General features: G+C 67.5%; 6 protein-coding genes and 1 CRISPR repeat array (1 of these 7 cut by a window edge). Of the genes, 2 read left to right on the top strand and 4 right to left on the bottom strand.

Annotation, left to right across the window (positions count from 1 at the left end; translation table 11 throughout):
• A CRISPR array of direct repeats spans positions 1-7,047; the repeat unit is 29 nt; unit sequence CTCTTCCCCGCGCACGCGGGGGTGTTCCC; it begins 2,113 nt to the left of the window's first position.
• Between the two features lie 660 nt (positions 7,048-7,707).
• Positions 7,708-8,019 (top strand): helix-turn-helix domain-containing protein, encoded by a 312-nt coding sequence (locus E3T55_RS17670; protein ID WP_241993130.1) that lies wholly within the window; start codon positions 7,708-7,710, stop codon positions 8,017-8,019.
• Between the two features lie 799 nt (positions 8,020-8,818).
• On the opposite strand, the gene E3T55_RS17675 is transcribed toward E3T55_RS17670, so the two are convergent.
• The 3 genes from E3T55_RS17675 to E3T55_RS17685 form a co-directional block, all read right to left on the bottom strand.
• On the bottom strand, positions 8,819-10,990 hold the full coding sequence (locus E3T55_RS17675; protein WP_134520861.1) for a metallophosphoesterase family protein: 2,172 nt from the start codon (positions 10,988-10,990) through the stop codon (positions 8,819-8,821).
• Positions 10,991-11,207: 217 nt separating this feature from the next.
• On the bottom strand, positions 11,208-12,161 hold the full coding sequence (locus tag E3T55_RS17680; protein WP_241993131.1) for a DMT family transporter: 954 nt from the start codon (positions 12,159-12,161) through the stop codon (positions 11,208-11,210).
• An 8-nt stretch (positions 12,162-12,169) separates the two neighbouring features.
• Positions 12,170-12,790 (bottom strand): TetR/AcrR family transcriptional regulator, encoded by a 621-nt coding sequence (locus tag E3T55_RS17685; RefSeq protein ID WP_134520862.1) that lies wholly within the window; start codon positions 12,788-12,790, stop codon positions 12,170-12,172.
• Between the two features lie 402 nt (positions 12,791-13,192).
• On the opposite strand from E3T55_RS17685, the gene E3T55_RS17690 reads away from it, so the two are divergent.
• Positions 13,193-14,728, top strand: coding sequence for an HNH endonuclease signature motif containing protein (locus tag E3T55_RS17690; protein ID WP_134520863.1), 1,536 nt, complete (start codon positions 13,193-13,195; stop codon positions 14,726-14,728).
• A 145-nt stretch (positions 14,729-14,873) separates the two neighbouring features.
• On the opposite strand, the gene phnF is transcribed toward E3T55_RS17690, so the two are convergent.
• Positions 14,874-15,647, bottom strand: coding sequence for a phosphonate metabolism transcriptional regulator PhnF (phnF, locus tag E3T55_RS17695; RefSeq protein ID WP_255455408.1), 774 nt, complete (start codon positions 15,645-15,647; stop codon positions 14,874-14,876).
• Between the last annotated feature and the right edge of the window lie 98 nt (positions 15,648-15,745).

Consider the following 15,745-nt stretch of genomic DNA (forward strand, 5'->3'; position numbering starts at 1 on the left):
CTGCACCTGATTGATGAAGTCGTTCTCTTCCCCGCGCACGCGGGGGTGTTCCCAGCCGCACGGTCACGGCGACCGTGGATCCGGCCTCTTCCCCGCGCACGCGGGGGTGTTCCCGACCGACTTCGAAACGAAGATCTCTAACGGCGCTCTTCCCCGCGCACGCGGGGGTGTTCCCGAGAACGGCTTCATCGGTGAGGCCGACTTCGGCTCTTCCCCGCGCACGCGGGGGTGTTCCCTTCGAGATTCCTTTCGGCGTCGCGGTGAGCTACTCTTCCCCGCGCACGCGGGGGTGTTCCCTGGTGCCCGCGAGGGCGTGAACCGTAACGAAGCTCTTCCCCGCGCACGCGGGGGTGTTCCCGGCGGTTCACTGCGAGGCGTGTGGCGTTGTCTCTCTTCCCCGCGCACGCGGGGGTGTTCCCGGCTCTGAACTACCTAGTGGCGAGGAATCCACCTCTTCCCCGCGCACGCGGGGGTGTTCCCGCGGCCGAGAAGCTGGGCATCAGCCTCGACCTCTCTTCCCCGCGCACGCGGGGGTGTTCCCACCGTCGGGCAGCTCGTCGCCAAGCTCAACTGCTCTTCCCCGCGCACGCGGGGGTGTTCCCGGTGAGTCGCGCATCCTTGCAACGAAGCCGAGCTCTTCCCCGCGCACGCGGGGGTGTTCCGTCACCGATTCGACTGCGCCGTACCGGAGCGAGCTCTTCCCCGCGCACGCGGGGGTGTTCCCCGGCGGGGCATTCCTGATCGGCGTGCCCAAGGCTCTTCCCCGCGCACGCGGGGGTGTTCCCGTGATGAGCACGAGCGTTTCCGGTGTGCTGTCCTCTTCCCCGCGCACGCGGGGGTGTTCCCGGGGTCGCTGATTCAGGTTCGGCCCCGCTCGACTCTTCCCCGCGCACGCGGGGGTGTTCCCGACGGCACTCGCGGCAATCCCGCTGGCCGGTGCTCTTCCCCGCGCACGCGGGGGTGTTCCCAAAGGGCCCCGAGCTAAACGCTCGGGGCCTTTCTCTTCCCCGCGCACGCGGGGGTGTTCCCTCGAGTGGTTCCGTTTCGTCTCTGGTCATCCTCTCTTCCCCGCGCACGCGGGGGTGTTCCCGCAGTCGCCACAGTCCGGGTGGTGCTCGGCGCTCTTCCCCGCGCACGCGGGGGTGTTCCCAGATCGTCGGCTTCGATGGTGGATTTCTTCACCTCTTCCCCGCGCACGCGGGGGTGTTCCCCATGTACCGGCTGGCTTGTTCGTGAAGGACTTCTCTTCCCCGCGCACGCGGGGGTGTTCCCGCACGTTGGATCGGGTAGCGGCCCAGCGGAATCTCTTCCCCGCGCACGCGGGGGTGTTCCCGAGATGCACGTGCACAAGGATCTCAGCGTGATCTCTTCCCCGCGCACGCGGGGGTGTTCCCGACGGCGGGCAGCTCACCCCCTACGCGCAGAACTCTTCCCCGCGCACGCGGGGGTGTTCCCGCAGTCGCCACAGTCCGGGTGGTGCTCGGCGCTCTTCCCCGCGCACGCGGGGGTGTTCCCGCACGTTGGATCGGGTAGCGGCCCAGCGGAATCTCTTCCCCGCGCACGCGGGGGTGTTCCCGAGATGCACGTGCACAAGGATCTCAGCGTGATCTCTTCCCCGCGCACGCGGGGGTGTTCCCGACGGCGGGCAGCTCACCCCCTACGCGCAGAACTCTTCCCCGCGCACGCGGGGGTGTTCCCGCCGGAGCGATCGCATTCAAGTTGCAGATGATCTCTTCCCCGCGCACGCGGGGGTGTTCCCGAATTCGGTGATGGTGCGGTGGCCATGGGCTACTCTTCCCCGCGCACGCGGGGGTGTTCCCGAGTGTGTAACACCAGTGATGGTCATTTGAGACTCTTCCCCGCGCACGCGGGGGTGTTCCCCCGAAGATCCGCTCCATCACCGAGCAGATCATCTCTTCCCCGCGCACGCGGGGGTGTTCCCTTCGTCGGTGGAAAGGATGCCGCCCTCGCGGTCTCTTCCCCGCGCACGCGGGGGTGTTCCCTCGGTCATGACCGTTACTCGTCTCTGGCCGTTCTCTTCCCCGCGCACGCGGGGGTGTTCCCGTTGGCGGCGATGATCAGGCTCGCCGGATCCACTCTTCCCCGCGCACGCGGGGGTGTTCCCGTTGGCGGCGATGATCAGGCTCGCCGGATCCACTCTTCCCCGCGCACGCGGGGGTGTTCCCAGGGGTCTATCCCTTGTCAGGCTCACCCTGACCTCTTCCCCGCGCACGCGGGGGTGTTCCCGCGGGGTTCGACGTCAAGTGGGCCGACCTGCTCTCTTCCCCGCGCACGCGGGGGTGTTCCCGAAGAGCATGTTGGTTATCTGAAGCGTGAGGACTCTTCCCCGCGCACGCGGGGGTGTTCCCATGGACGTCTTGAACCGCCCGAACCTCATGGACTCTTCCCCGCGCACGCGGGGGTGTTCCCCTTCGTCCCGGCCGTCTACGCGCACCGGATCACTCTTCCCCGCGCACGCGGGGGTGTTCCCGGATACTCGGCGCGCTAGTCGGATCGGCCAGGCTCTTCCCCGCGCACGCGGGGGTGTTCCCTGGAAGGCGAGGGCGACGGTGCAGATCGAGTTCTCTTCCCCGCGCACGCGGGGGTGTTCCCGAGCCGCCGAGCTTGCCGCCGTCGGCCTCCTCCTCTTCCCCGCGCACGCGGGGGTGTTCCCCTGATCGACAATGACTGAGACCGGTCACGGCGCTCTTCCCCGCGCACGCGGGGGTGTTCCCGGGGCGATTTTGAGTGAGTTCTTCTTCGCTGTCTCTTCCCCGCGCACGCGGGGGTGTTCCCCGTAAGGCAATGGATGTCGAAGGAGACGAGTACTCTTCCCCGCGCACGCGGGGGTGTTCCCGGTCCAGGTGATGGTGATTTGCCCCGACGATGCTCTTCCCCGCGCACGCGGGGGTGTTCCCCATGAAATCGTCGGCATGTCGGATGTAACGGGCTCTTCCCCGCGCACGCGGGGGTGTTCCCCCGTCATCGACGTTGAACCAGACCACTACGTTCTCTTCCCCGCGCACGCGGGGGTGTTCCCGCTCCCGGCACGGTACCCAGTGCGGCAGTGGTCTCTTCCCCGCGCACGCGGGGGTGTTCCCCGGAATGGTGCGCGTTGCCGCAGCCGCTGCCCCTCTTCCCCGCGCACGCGGGGGTGTTCCACTCGCTCGCGGGCCTGTCCTACGAGTACTGGGCTCTTCCCCGCGCACGCGGGGGTGTTCCCTCTGGACCGGCGGCAACCTTCCATACGTTTTTCTCTTCCCCGCGCACGCGGGGGTGTTCCCGATGATGTGCTTGCCCTTAGCTGCTGCGCTGACTCTTCCCCGCGCACGCGGGGGTGTTCCCCCCGACAGCGATCATCGTCACCAGGAAGCCCTCTCTTCCCCGCGCACGCGGGGGTGTTCCCTCTCGGCATCCGCAGCCCGGCGCCCCGCTGAGCTCTTCCCCGCGCACGCGGGGGTGTTCCCTGGGCCAAGCGCCTCGTCTCCTAGTCCGCCGACTCTTCCCCGCGCACGCGGGGGTGTTCCCGAGCCGACTGGCCCCGTCGTGCCGGCCAAGGACTCTTCCCCGCGCACGCGGGGGTGTTCCCGAGCCGACTGGCCCCGTCGTGCCGGCCAAGGACTCTTCCCCGCGCACGCGGGGGTGTTCCCCCGACCTGCTCGAAGCCACCCACGGGATGGTGCTCTTCCCCGCGCACGCGGGGGTGTTCCCGCGTCCAGATCGAGCGGCCGCATCGGGACGAACTCTTCCCCGCGCACGCGGGGGTGTTCCCGCCGTTCGAGTAGGAATCTCGTAAAAAAACCGCTCTTCCCCGCGCACGCGGGGGTGTTCCCGAAAAGCTCCACGAGGGGCGGGAGCCGGGTGGCTCTTCCCCGCGCACGCGGGGGTGTTCCCTTGGAGCCAGTACCTAGAAGCGACCAGTGCCGCTCTTCCCCGCGCACGCGGGGGTGTTCCCCTGACCTACATCCGCGCTGAAGAGCGCGCCGTCTCTTCCCCGCGCACGCGGGGGTGTTCCCGGCAGTTTCCTCGAACAGGCACAGATTCTCTCCTCTTCCCCGCGCACGCGGGGGTGTTCCCACTCATGGTCTGGGATTCCTAGACCACACGGTCTCTTCCCCGCGCACGCGGGGGTGTTCCCCTCGGCCGTCTGCGGCTTCGTCCTCATCACCGCTCTTCCCCGCGCACGCGGGGGTGTTCCCGGACGGCAAGGGCAAGCTGCACTGCACTGACTCTCTTCCCCGCGCACGCGGGGGTGTTCCCTTGACAATTCCACAGTGGGCAGTAGAGCGGCTCTCTTCCCCGCGCACGCGGGGGTGTTCCCCCATTCGGCACATTGGCGAGTAGCTCAGTGGCCTCTTCCCCGCGCACGCGGGGGTGTTCCCTTGAACCTGCAACCGCTGGCAAGGCAGGATTCCTCTTCCCCGCGCACGCGGGGGTGTTCCCGTCCACGCCGATCGGCGGGGCGTAGTCGGTGGCTCTTCCCCGCGCACGCGGGGGTGTTCCACGCTTGATGAGTTGCGAGCGGATCAGCAGAAGCTCTTCCCCGCGCACGCGGGGGTGTTCCCTTTCGAGGACCTGTACGCCGAGGTTATTGCCGCTCTTCCCCGCGCACGCGGGGGTGTTCCCGAACGCGGCGGTTGCATCCGGCGCAGTGGGTCCTCTTCCCCGCGCACGCGGGGGTGTTCCCGAGGTCAGCGGTGCGCCGGTGCCGTCGGTGTGCTCTTCCCCGCGCACGCGGGGGTGTTCCCATCGACCTGATCGTTCGCGCACGCGGGGGTGTTCCCATCGACCTGATCGTTGGTGAACGAACCCACCGCTCTTCCCCGCGCACGCGGGGGTGTTCCCGGCGACTGGCACAACTACTGCGAGGCGTTCGTCTCTTCCCCGCGCACGCGGGGGTGTTCCCATGACCGACGAACAGGCCCTCCAGCTCCAGCGCTCTTCCCCGCGCACGCGGGGGTGTTCCCAGGGCTACATCTGGGACGAGGTCCTGCCCGAGCTCTTCCCCGCGCACGCGGGGGTGTTCCCGGTCAGGCCGTGATTATCACGCAGGTCGCCGCCTCTTCCCCGCGCACGCGGGGGTGTTCCCGTGCTCGAGGCGGTCGGCGCCGACCTCGGCGACTCTTCCCCGCGCACGCGGGGGTGTTCCCTCGAACTGGTCAAGACGATCCCGTGGCTCGCCCTCTTCCCCGCGCACGCGGGGGTGTTCCCTGGGCCGCGTAGGCCTCTTCAACCTCGGCGTCCTCTCCCCCGCGCACGCGGGGGTGTTCCCGGACGCTGCTGGTACATAGCGCTGAAGGTGTACTCTTCCCCGCGCACGCGGGGGTGTTCCCGTGGCAAGCCATCGGGGATGAGTTGGGCATGACTCTTCCCCGCGCACGCGGGGGTGTTCCCGCTGCAGCGAGGGCGCCCCTCATCCCGTCCGCCTCTTCCCCGCGCACGCGGGGGTGTTCCCTCGAGTGGACTATCGAAACCGCCGAAGATTCCCTCTTCCCCGCGCACGCGGGGGTGTTCCCGCGGCAACCTCGGCTACCGATGTAGCGGATGCCTCTTCCCCACGCACGCGGGGGTGTTCCCGAGAGTCCACATATGAACTGACCCCAAGGGGGCTCTTCCCCGCGCACGCGGGGGTGTTCCCCCTCGTATAAGCAATGTGCATCACCACACAAACTCTTCCCCGCGCACGCGGGGGTGTTCCTGTGCTTCGCAGGAACCACGACGGGCGCTGCGGCTCTTCCCCGCGCACGCGGGGGTGTTCCCGGCGGCCGAGGTTGTTGTTGACGATCTGATCGCTCTTCCCCGCGCACGCGGGGGTGTTCCCAAGCTCGTCTGGGCTTTCACCCTCACCTCCGACTCTTCCCCGCGCACGCGGGGGTGTTCCCTCGTGGTGTAGAAAGTCGCGACCGAGGCGTTGCTCTTCCCCGCGCACGCGGGGGTGTTCCACAGGTTCACGGAGGCGTCGTTGGCGTAGATCGGCTCTTCCCCGCGCACGCGGGGGTGTTCCCACTGCGATCGTCGTGGTGTAGTTCAGAATGGGCTCTTCCCCGCGCACGCGGGGGTGTTCCCTCGCGGCACCTCGCCACGCCAGACGGTGTCGGCTCTTCCCCGCGCACGCGGGGGTGTTCCCGGTCTTCCGCTCGTGGCTATCGGCTCCAACCCCTCTTCCCCGCGCACGCGGGGGTGTTCCCCTGATCTTCGCCTCGCCGGTGGCGAAATTCACCTCTTCCCCGCGCACGCGGGGGTGTTCCCCCCGACAGGATCGTCCGTCACCGGCAACGTCTCTTCCCCGCGCACGCGGGGGTGTTCCCTCGTTGTGATCGCACCTCGGCGAACCTGGTCGCTCTTCCCCGCGCACGCGGGGGTGTTCCCCCGCCTCGGCGGCACCGCAACCCTCACCCTCGCTCTTCCCCGCGCACGCGGGGGTGTTCCCGCGACAAAATCGCGGCCCTCTTTGCCGCGGAGCCCTTCCCCGCGCACGCGGGGGTGTTCCCGAGCCGGTTGCCGTAGCTACCGACGCGCGCATCCCTTCCCCGCGCACGCGGGGGTGTTCCCATGGCGCTGTACTCGGCATCTGTCGTCCCTCTTCCCCGCGTTCCCCGCGCACGCGGGGGTGTTCCCCTGATGGAGGTTTCCGCGCCTCCCGCATCGCACTCTTCCCCGCGCACGCGGGGGTGTTCCCGCGGCAGACCGCCCATTCTTCGATATGTCGGGCTCTTCCCCGCGCACGCGGGGGTGTTCCCATGGCATCGACTGTTCACGGCATTCTCTCCACGCTCTTCCCCGCGCACGAGGGGGTGTTCCGCCAGTGTCCAGCAGTCGGGATAGGCCTGCGAACTCTTCCCCGCGCACGCGGGGGTGTTCCCCGGAATAGTTATCCGAGTATTCCACGCGTAATCTCTTCCCCGCGCACGCGGGGGTGTTCCACTACTGGCACCCCCAGTGGGGGCAGACCGCAGTCTCTTCCCCGCGCACGCGGGGGTGTTCCCGTGCTGGTTGTGCGCCTGTCCGAACTGCCACTCTCTTCCCCGCGCACGCGGGGGTGTTCCCGTATTCGAGGGCGCGAGCCTTGCACCAGGCAACTTTCATCGTCGTTGAATTGGTAATCGATCCGGCCTGCTCCTGGGGTGAGCCGGCCTTTCCTTTCAGGAAGGCCGATATGCGTCAGGCTCCGGCTCTGGTGCCACTCGGGATCCTGTGCGTCCTGAAAGTCCCGGGCGTGGAATTCATCCAAGACCACCGTCCTTGCGCCAGTGCAGGCTTGGCCGCTTGTCGATCTGGATGAGGTAAACCGTTGAAACTGATATCATTCTGAACTAGTGTCACTTGTGTGAACATCGACTGGTCGCGTGAGTTCGACCGCCAGCTCGACCAGTTCGAGTCCGACCGGAGCGACCGCGGCCAAAGAATCTATCGTTTGCTGGCCATCATGCTTAAACAACTTCGCGATTTGGAGGCGGCCCCGATTTGGGACAGCGCGATGATCAAGCGCGTGCGGCAGTCTCGCACACACGAGCTGTGGCGCGTGTCACATCCGTATCGCGAGGACATCGCGCTTCGTTTGATCGTTTGGTTCCCACCAGCTGGGGACGTCATCGTGGCCCTGTTCACGGGCGAGAGAGCCGCGATGGGCGACGTGTTCTACGACTCGGTTGGCTCGCGGGCAGATCAGATTATCGAACGCTGGCGTGAAGATTTGGAGGAAGAGAGATGCGCGGTAACGAGCGGCTCGAACAGATGCTGGCCACCGTCCCGGTCAAAGAGATCGAGGAATTCGAGTCGGAGGCAGCCGAACTGGATCGCATCCACGCCATGAGCCTGGCAATGGTGCGCGCGGCCGGCAAGCTCACCCAGGTCGAGCTCGCGCGTGAACTGCACACAACCCAGGGACACGTGTCCCAAATCGAGAGACGCGACGACATGCTGCTCTCGACTTTGCGGAGCTACCTCACCGCGGCCGGCGCCGAGAACCCTCGCATTCTGGTCACCGTCAACGGCCACGAGGTCGAGCTCGACATCTGAGTGCTCCTCGAAACCGGCACACCGCGCTTGCCCGGCACCGACGGGCGATCGGCCCGAAAGGATTCGTCGTTGTCAGTGCGATGATTCAGGACCGAGCGAAAGTTTCAAGCTCGATCGTGCGGCTGAGTTCTGCAGGTCGTCTTGCGGGGTTTCGACCGCTCGCAAGCTCGCGGCTCAACCAGCGGGTATCGCGCGCTGTAGCGATCGGCTGACTCGGGGCGCCATCTCTATCCGAACAAACGTGTTAGAGAGACGGGATTTGGTGTGAGCAATTCAGGCGCGGCACGCAGCCGCGTGCGGCGGACAAGGCCACATTTCGGCGGCGCGGGAAACCCGTCTAACTGGGCCAGAGTGTTCGGGTTGCGGCCAGGGGCTCGGCCGGCGACTTTCCGGCGCGTCTGGTGCGGGCATCCGTCGCGTTGAACGTGCCCGGCCCGGATACCTTGTGACTCGGGGGTCAGCGAACCGACACAGGTCCCAAGACAGCTGGCGGGGCTCCACGTCGAGGGATCGTTTCTCGGTCCGGTGGCACCAAGCTCTGTGACTGAGTTCGAGGGTCGGCTTGCGGGATTTCGACCGCTCGCAAGCTCGCGGCTCAACCAGCGGAGCTAGGTTCGAGGGTCGACTTGCGGGGTTTCGACCGCTCGCAAGCTCGCGGCTCAACCAGCGAGCGTCGCGGGAGTGCCGCGAGTGGGCGCAAATGGCCCCTTGACACGAGGCGAGCTCATGGGGCCATTTGCGCCGCTTGTGACGAAAGCCGGTGTTTCGGGCGAGCGCAGCAGTCGGGGCGGTGTTCGCGCTAGGCGTTGGCGCGGCGGCGCCAGAGGAACAGGCCGCCACCTGCCGCCATCGCGACGAGCGCGAGTCCGAGCATGCCGACGACGTTCACAGGGGTGCCGGTGTCGGCGAGGGAGTCCGTGGAAGAAGCGGATGTCGCAGCATCCGTCGTCGAATCGGACGCAGCCGACCCGTCAACCGCCGGGGTCGTGGGCTCGGGCGACGTGGTCGGCTCAGCTGACGCAGTGGGTGTCGGTGTCGGCGTCGGCGCCGGCACGGCCGCGGCGTTCGCATCCATCACCGCGCCCTGCGCGTCGAGGTACGTGACACGCTGGCCCGAGACCATCTCGCGCCGTTCGACGCTCAACAGCTCGTAGTTCGCGTCGAGCGTCGGGAAGACGGCCACCGGTGTCATCGTCATCGTGGCCGCCGGGGTGACGCCGCTACTCAGCGCGGCGCCGGTGTACGGCTCGATCCAGATATCGAGGTGGCCGTAGTGCTTGCCGCCGGAGACGAGCTGCTGCACGCCGTCAGCCCCGGTGGCCCACAGCTCGGGCTCGTCGAGGTGCGCCATCCAGTCGGAGGCCGTGTTGAACCGGTACGGCTCGTAGCTCCCGTCGGGTAGCTGCACCATCTTCTCGCCGCGCAGGCCGTCGGAGGCGACTCCAACGTCCCAGTGCCAGATGCCGGTGCCGTCGCCGGCCTCATCGACATAGGAGGCCTCGAACATCTCGTCGTGACCGCTGATCACCGTCGAGACGCCGTACTGCTCGAGCAGCGGAGTGAGCACGCGCATGGGGGTGCCGGGCTGGGTGTCGGAGAAATCGTTGCCCATGGTGGTGCCGTGCACGCCGTTCGAATAGGCCACGTGGTGCCACTGCACGACGATCGATTGCCCCTTCGAGCTGGCGTCCTTCAGCTGCTCTTCGAACCAGACGTACTGCTCGCTGCCCGGGTGGAACGACGGCTGGTCGGGCTCGGCGTCCGCGCCGATCCAACCTTCATCGATCGCGACGTGGAAGTCGCGCTCGTACTCCTCGAGCGTGAACACGCCCTGGGTATCGGTGCCGTACTGCTCGGGCGTGAGCGTCGAGTCATCGCCGACGGAGCCTTCGGCGGCCGACGTCGTCGCCTCGGTCGAGTCGGGTGACCCGTTGGTCGAGTCGACTGAGATGACGGTGACCGGGCCGTAGTCGACCCGGTGATACGCGTCCAGGGCGTGCGGGTTGCTGCTGCCGAAGGTGTCGAAGTATTGGTTGTATTCCATGCGTGAGCGCACGACCAGCGAGCGGTCATCTGCGGTGCCGTAGCCGTACACTTCGTGGTTGCCAAGCGACGTGATCAGGGGCACCGAGTCGAGCAGATGGCCGTTGTCGCCAGCGAAGTAGCGAAAGAACTCGTCCCAGTGGCTCTGGCTCGAGCCGCGCTCCACGAGGTCACCGGCGAGCAGCAACAGGTCGGGCTCCTGCTCGGCGATGATCTCGTTGTTGAGCTTCATCGCCTGGTCTTCGGTGAGCATGTAGTTGACGGCGTAGGTGCCGTTACGCACGCCGCCACCGAAGGTCGTGTCCCACGCAGAACCCTGCTGCGGGCGCGGCTCCGAACCGGCGGCGAGGCCGGCTGTCTGCTCCCACTCCCGCTGCGTGACGCGGCCCTTGGGGTCTGTCTCGCTGTCGGAGTACGCGATGATGTGCAGCGGCTCCGTGAAACCCTCACCGAACGACGGTGACGCCGAGAACCCGGCGTCGTGGGCGTATCCGTCGACGACGACGCGGTACGTGTAGTCGGCGCCCGCGGTGAGACCGGTGACGGTGTGGGTGTACTTGAACGGCTCGTCGGCGCGGATCCATTCGCCCTGCGGTACGACCAGGCCACGCCCGTTGTCGAAGTCCCCCAGACTGAGCTCTGCCTCCTGGTAGGCGTTCACCGGGTTCTGCACGCCCTCGATCGTGGCGGATGCGCCCGCGGCTGGCAGGCCAGGTCCGGTCACCGTGATCTCGGCGTCGGTACCGAGTTCGGTGAACCAGTTGATGGTCATCTCGGTCGCTGCGGGCTTCTGCAGGTACGGCAGAACGCGGAATCCGGCGCGCGGCTGCGGCGGAACCGTCTTGCCGCCGACGACCATCGGTGTGAGGTTCGTCGAGGCCAGGGCGGGCGACGTGAGCGCAGGTTCTTCTCCGGCAGCGGATGCCATGGGCACACACCCGATCGAGAGTGCGGTTCCGAGAGCGAGAGTGAGGGTGAGCGCGCGCGTGGCGCGGCGTCGGCGTGGGACTGCTGGGGGGCGTGACAAAGTCGTCCGTTCTGTGGTGGGAGCTGGGGCCAAGGGGAAGCCCACTGTGCAACCTACGCATTTAAGCGTTGCGACGTGCCCGAGAAGCGCTGGAGTTCACCCGCCCGTGGGGAAAGGTTCACTCGCGCCCCGTGATCGCGGGGTCGGCGCCGAAAGCTGGCAGCTGAGGAGGGGCATCCGCTGGCCAGCGCACGGTAAGCGCGATCAGGCTGCTGACGATGAGAGCCACTCCGGCCCAGGCCAGGGGCGGCAGTTGCTCGCCCACGATGATGACGGCCAGCAGCGCCGCGACCACGGGTTCGACCAGGGTCAGCACAACGGCGGTGCTCGCGCGCGCCCGGGCCAGGCCCCTGCCGAAGAGCACGTAGCCGGCGAACATCGGCACGAAGGCCATATAGATGCCGACGGATGCGTTGCCCCACGAATTCAGCAGGGTCCCGCCGGTCGCCAGTACGACGGGCATGAGCGCGAGTCCGGCGGCGCCGAAGATGGCGCCCATTGCCGCACGGGCCGGCACTCCGGTCGCGATCACCCGGTGCGCGGCCCACGAGTAGAGGGCGTAGGTGAGGCCCGCGACGAGGCCGAGGCCAACGCCCAATTCGGAGCCCGAGGCGCCGCTCGCGTCGGCGCCCGCTGACTCGGCCACGCAGAGCAGGGCAGCGCCGAGGATGCCGAGAGCGGCGCCGACGACCCAGCGGCGGGTGAGGCGATGCCGGTCGGCAATGCGTTCAATGATGGCCGCGAAGATCGGTGCCGAGCCGATGGAGACGACCGTGCCCACGGCCACGCCGGCCAGGTGCATCGACGAATAGAACGCGAGCGGGTAGATCGTCACGGCCAGCGCACCCAGGGTGATGATCCTCCAGCCGTGAAGCAGGCGGTAGCCGGATCGTCGGATCGAGCGCACCGCGATCGCGGCCTGCAACAGGCCGCCGAAACCCATGGCGGTCGCACCGATGGCGATCGGGCTGACGTCGGGGGCGAAGGTTGCGGCCGTGCCCGTTGTTCCCCAGAGCACCGCGGCGGCCAGCACCAAAAGGGCGCCGGTGCGCTGAGGCTGCGCCTGGGTCACGGGTAGAGTCACAGGGCATCGATGAGTTCGAGCGCAAGCATCTTGGCGGCGCGGATCTTACGGCTCTCCCCCGCGAGGCCGGCCAGGGCCATCGACCCCTCCAGCAGCAACGCGAGATGAAGAGTGAGGGCGTCGACACGGTCGTCATTGGTGGTGCCTGCGCTTGCGAGGAGGTCAGCCACATGCGTGCGCACGATGCCCTCAACCTCGTCTTTGTGACCTCGCACCAGCATGCGGCCGGAATGCCCGACGGGAAGCTCGGCGGCGGCATTCAGAAGGCCGCAGCCGCGAAATCCGTTCTCGTAGGCGAGTTCGGCGTGGTCCAGGTACGCGTCGAAGACCGCCCCGATGAGGGCCCTGCCACCGGATGCCGCACGGGCGCGATCGGCATAGAGCGCCAGCCACTCGTCGTGGCGGGCCTGAATGTAGGCATCAACGAGGTCGGCCTTGGAGTCGAAGTTGTTATAGAGACTCATTTTGGCGACCCCGGCGTCTGCGGTGATGGTGTCGATGCCGGTCGCCGCAATGCCGTTGGCGTAGAAGCGTCGGGCGGCTGCCTGCAGCAGGCGCTCGCGCGCCGATCCCCGCCGTTGCCGCGGCGCTGGCTGAGTCGGCTCGAGAACGGCCATGACACTCCTAACTAGGTAGATCTACCTAGCGTAGCCGGGGCGGACTCTGGTCGCCTGCCGGAGGCTCTCGCTCGTGACGAGAATCGGCGTTGCGGCAGGCCGAACAAACGGGTGGGCCTTCGTCGTCGTATCCGATTTCGTGACGCAGGCCACAGGCTCCGGATGCGCCCAGGGGCATCCGAGGGCCTCGGAGGGCATCGACACGGGCCGCCGCGTGGGGTGTCGGTGGGTGGTGAGAGGCTCGGGTTGAAAAGATGCGTTTCAGACTCCGACAGCGGGAGCTGGTGCAGCACGGTCAGCCGGCAGAATCGGGCGTTACTTGGGGTGTCGATAGATACCAGAGTCAGAAAAAGTTCTTGAGTTTCTCTGGTATTTGTCTTCATTCAGGAGTAAACTGAGAATATGTCACAGACACTCTCGTCGGACACAGATGCCGACCACAATCCGGTTTCACGCCTCGCCCACATCACCGAGCAACTCGCCGACGCTCTCGAAGGGCTCGTCTTCCCGCTGGTCGCCGATGACGAGTCCCTCGCACTGCTCGATGGGCTCGAGCAACTCGGCCGCCGCCTCGATGGCGCCCGCGTCGCCTCAACAGCGGATGTCGCCCGCCGTGCTGACGTCGAGTACGACGGCGGCACCGACACCCTGTCTGAGCGCATGGGCTGCACCGGAAAGCTCGACCTGATCATGAGCGTCACCCACGTGTCAGTGCGGGAAGTGAAGCGCCGCATCAGCCTGGGTGCGCTGACGTCGGTGCGGTCCGAGGTGGGACAGCTGCGACCGGCGGTGTTTCCCACCGTGAGTGCGGCACTGGCCGCCGGCGAGATTGGCGTGGACTCGGCCGAGATCATCGTGAAAGGCCTGCAGGAGGTGATCCGGCAGGCCGACCCCTCGGATCTGCACCTCGCCGAACGAGTCTTGGTAGCCAACGCGACGGGCGCCCTCAACGACGACACCGCCGGTCTCCCCGGCGCCGGTATCGCGTTGCCGGCCGATCGGATGCGGGTGTTGGTACATGAGTGGCAGGCCCGCCTCGACCCCGACGGCATCGCACCTCAGGAAGAGGCTCGGGAGGCCAAGAGCAGCATCAGCTTCGGCTCATTCGAACGGGGCCTCTACCGAATCTTCGGCGGCGTCACCCCCGACCTGCGCGGCGAGTTCGAGACGTATTTCGCGTCACGACTGTCGGCGCGGGCGACGGTGAAGTTTCTCCCCACCGCAGGGCCGGCTGAGCTGGACGGGTCAGACGGGGCCGACGCGGCCGACGGGACCGACGGGTCCGAGGTCGTGACCGACACCGAGGTCGTGACCGACACCGAGGTCATGCCCGACACCGACGTCGTCGACATCGACCGCCGCCCCGCCGGGGAAAAGCGGGCCGACATTCTGCGCGACATGGTCCGCGAAGCCGCCCGCGACCCCAAAGCCGGCGTGATGGGCGGCTCCGCCCCCACCGTCACCGTGCACGTCAACGCCGTCGACCTCAACGCCGGGCGCGGCGTCGGCTGGATCGACGGAGTCGACGCCCCGGTCTCACTCACGACCGTCGACCAGGCCCTCTGCAGCGGCGGATTCATCCCGATCCTGTTCGGCCCGAACAACGAAGTGCTCCGGGTTGGCGATAAACGGCGGGCGTTCTCCCCAGCGATGACCAAAGCGATCATGTCTCGCGACGGCGGCTGCATCATCCCGGGCTGCGACATTCCGGCCTATTGGACCGAACTCCACCACGTGAAAAGCTACGCCCAGGGCGGCAAAACCGAAGTCGCCAACGGAGTCTGCCTCTGCTACCGACATCACCACGCCATCGACACCTCCGGATGGCAAATCCGCATGACCCACGGACGGCCCGAAGTACTCGGCCCCGCCTGGATAGACCCGAGCCAGACGTGGCGGCCCGCCCAAAACCACCGCGCCAACCGCCCCATTGGCTAGCTGCCCCCGGACCACAGGTTGGCCTCGCTTTATTTCAGCCGCCCTAATTTCTGCCACCTGATTTCGGCCCCAATGTCGCGTCAGGCCAGTCTTTCGAGGGTGACGGTGACGGTGACGGTGACGGTGACGGTGACGGCCAAGTTGATCAGTCCGGGCGCGCGTGCTCGATGTCCAGCCGCACGCGCTGTGCCGCGAAGCGGGTAATCAGGTACTGCAGTGGGACACCGTCGGGAAGAGTGTCGAGCGCCTCGGTGACGAGCACGATCGCGCCGGGCCCGAGTAGAAGAAGCTCGGACTCGCTGGCCGTGGCGTGCCGCGCGCCAACAACGGTCGATGCCCGCACATAGTCATCGATGCCGCTCGCGCGCAGCGCCGCCGTGACCGATCCGGTGCGCCGCAGGGCGGTCGCAATGTCGGGCAGGCGCTCGAGGTCAAACCAGTGTGTGCTCACCGAGATCTGCTGCCCGCCCGCGGAGCGCGTGGTCTCGACTCGCACCGCCCGACGAAACTCGAGGCCCAGCCGCCGGGCGACGTCTGAGGGCGCATCTTCGACGACGCTGTTCAGCACGTGAATTGTCGCCGAGGCGCCTTCATCGCCGAGGCTGCTCGTCATGCGCGTGCGCAGGCCGATCCGGTGCAGTCGTACGGCGTGGCCGGTCACGAAGGTGCCGCTGCCGCGCCTGGATTCGACCAGCCCCTCCTCCGCCAGAGCGGCAATGGCCTGGCGTGCCGTGTGCCGATTCACCCCGAAGCGTTCGGCCAGCACGTTTTCGGTGGGTAGCCGGTCGCCCGCGTGCAGGCGGCCGCCGTCAATGTCTAGGCGCAGCTCCTCGGCGATCAAGCGCCAAGCCGAATAGCCGCTGCCCGACCGGGCGACCGGTGCACGATCAGTCAGGGGGTGTCCTTGTCGTTGGTTCACCGGACGTTCATCCAGTGGTGGCCTGCACGTCGGCAGGGAGGCTCTTGCCTTCAACCCTAGGGGCCTAGTCTCGGGGTTGTCTAGATAAATAGACAACT

It is taken from the genome of Cryobacterium frigoriphilum (assembly GCF_004403305.1).
In the GTDB taxonomy this organism is placed as follows: Bacteria; Actinomycetota; Actinomycetes; order Actinomycetales; family Microbacteriaceae; genus Cryobacterium; species Cryobacterium frigoriphilum.

Bases quoted from the DNA above. Each gene is read 5' to 3' on its own strand.
- E3T55_RS17675 (WP_134520861.1), bottom strand. From the start codon at position 10,990: ATGGCATCCGCTGCCGGAGAAGAACCTGCGCTCACGTCGCCCGCCCTG.
- E3T55_RS17690 (WP_134520863.1), top strand. From the start codon at position 13,193: ATGTCACAGACACTCTCGTCGGACACAGATGCCGACCACAATCCGGTT.
- E3T55_RS17685 (WP_134520862.1), bottom strand. From the start codon at position 12,790: ATGGCCGTTCTCGAGCCGACTCAGCCAGCGCCGCGGCAACGGCGGGGA.
- E3T55_RS17670 (WP_241993130.1), top strand. From the start codon at position 7,708: ATGCGCGGTAACGAGCGGCTCGAACAGATGCTGGCCACCGTCCCGGTC.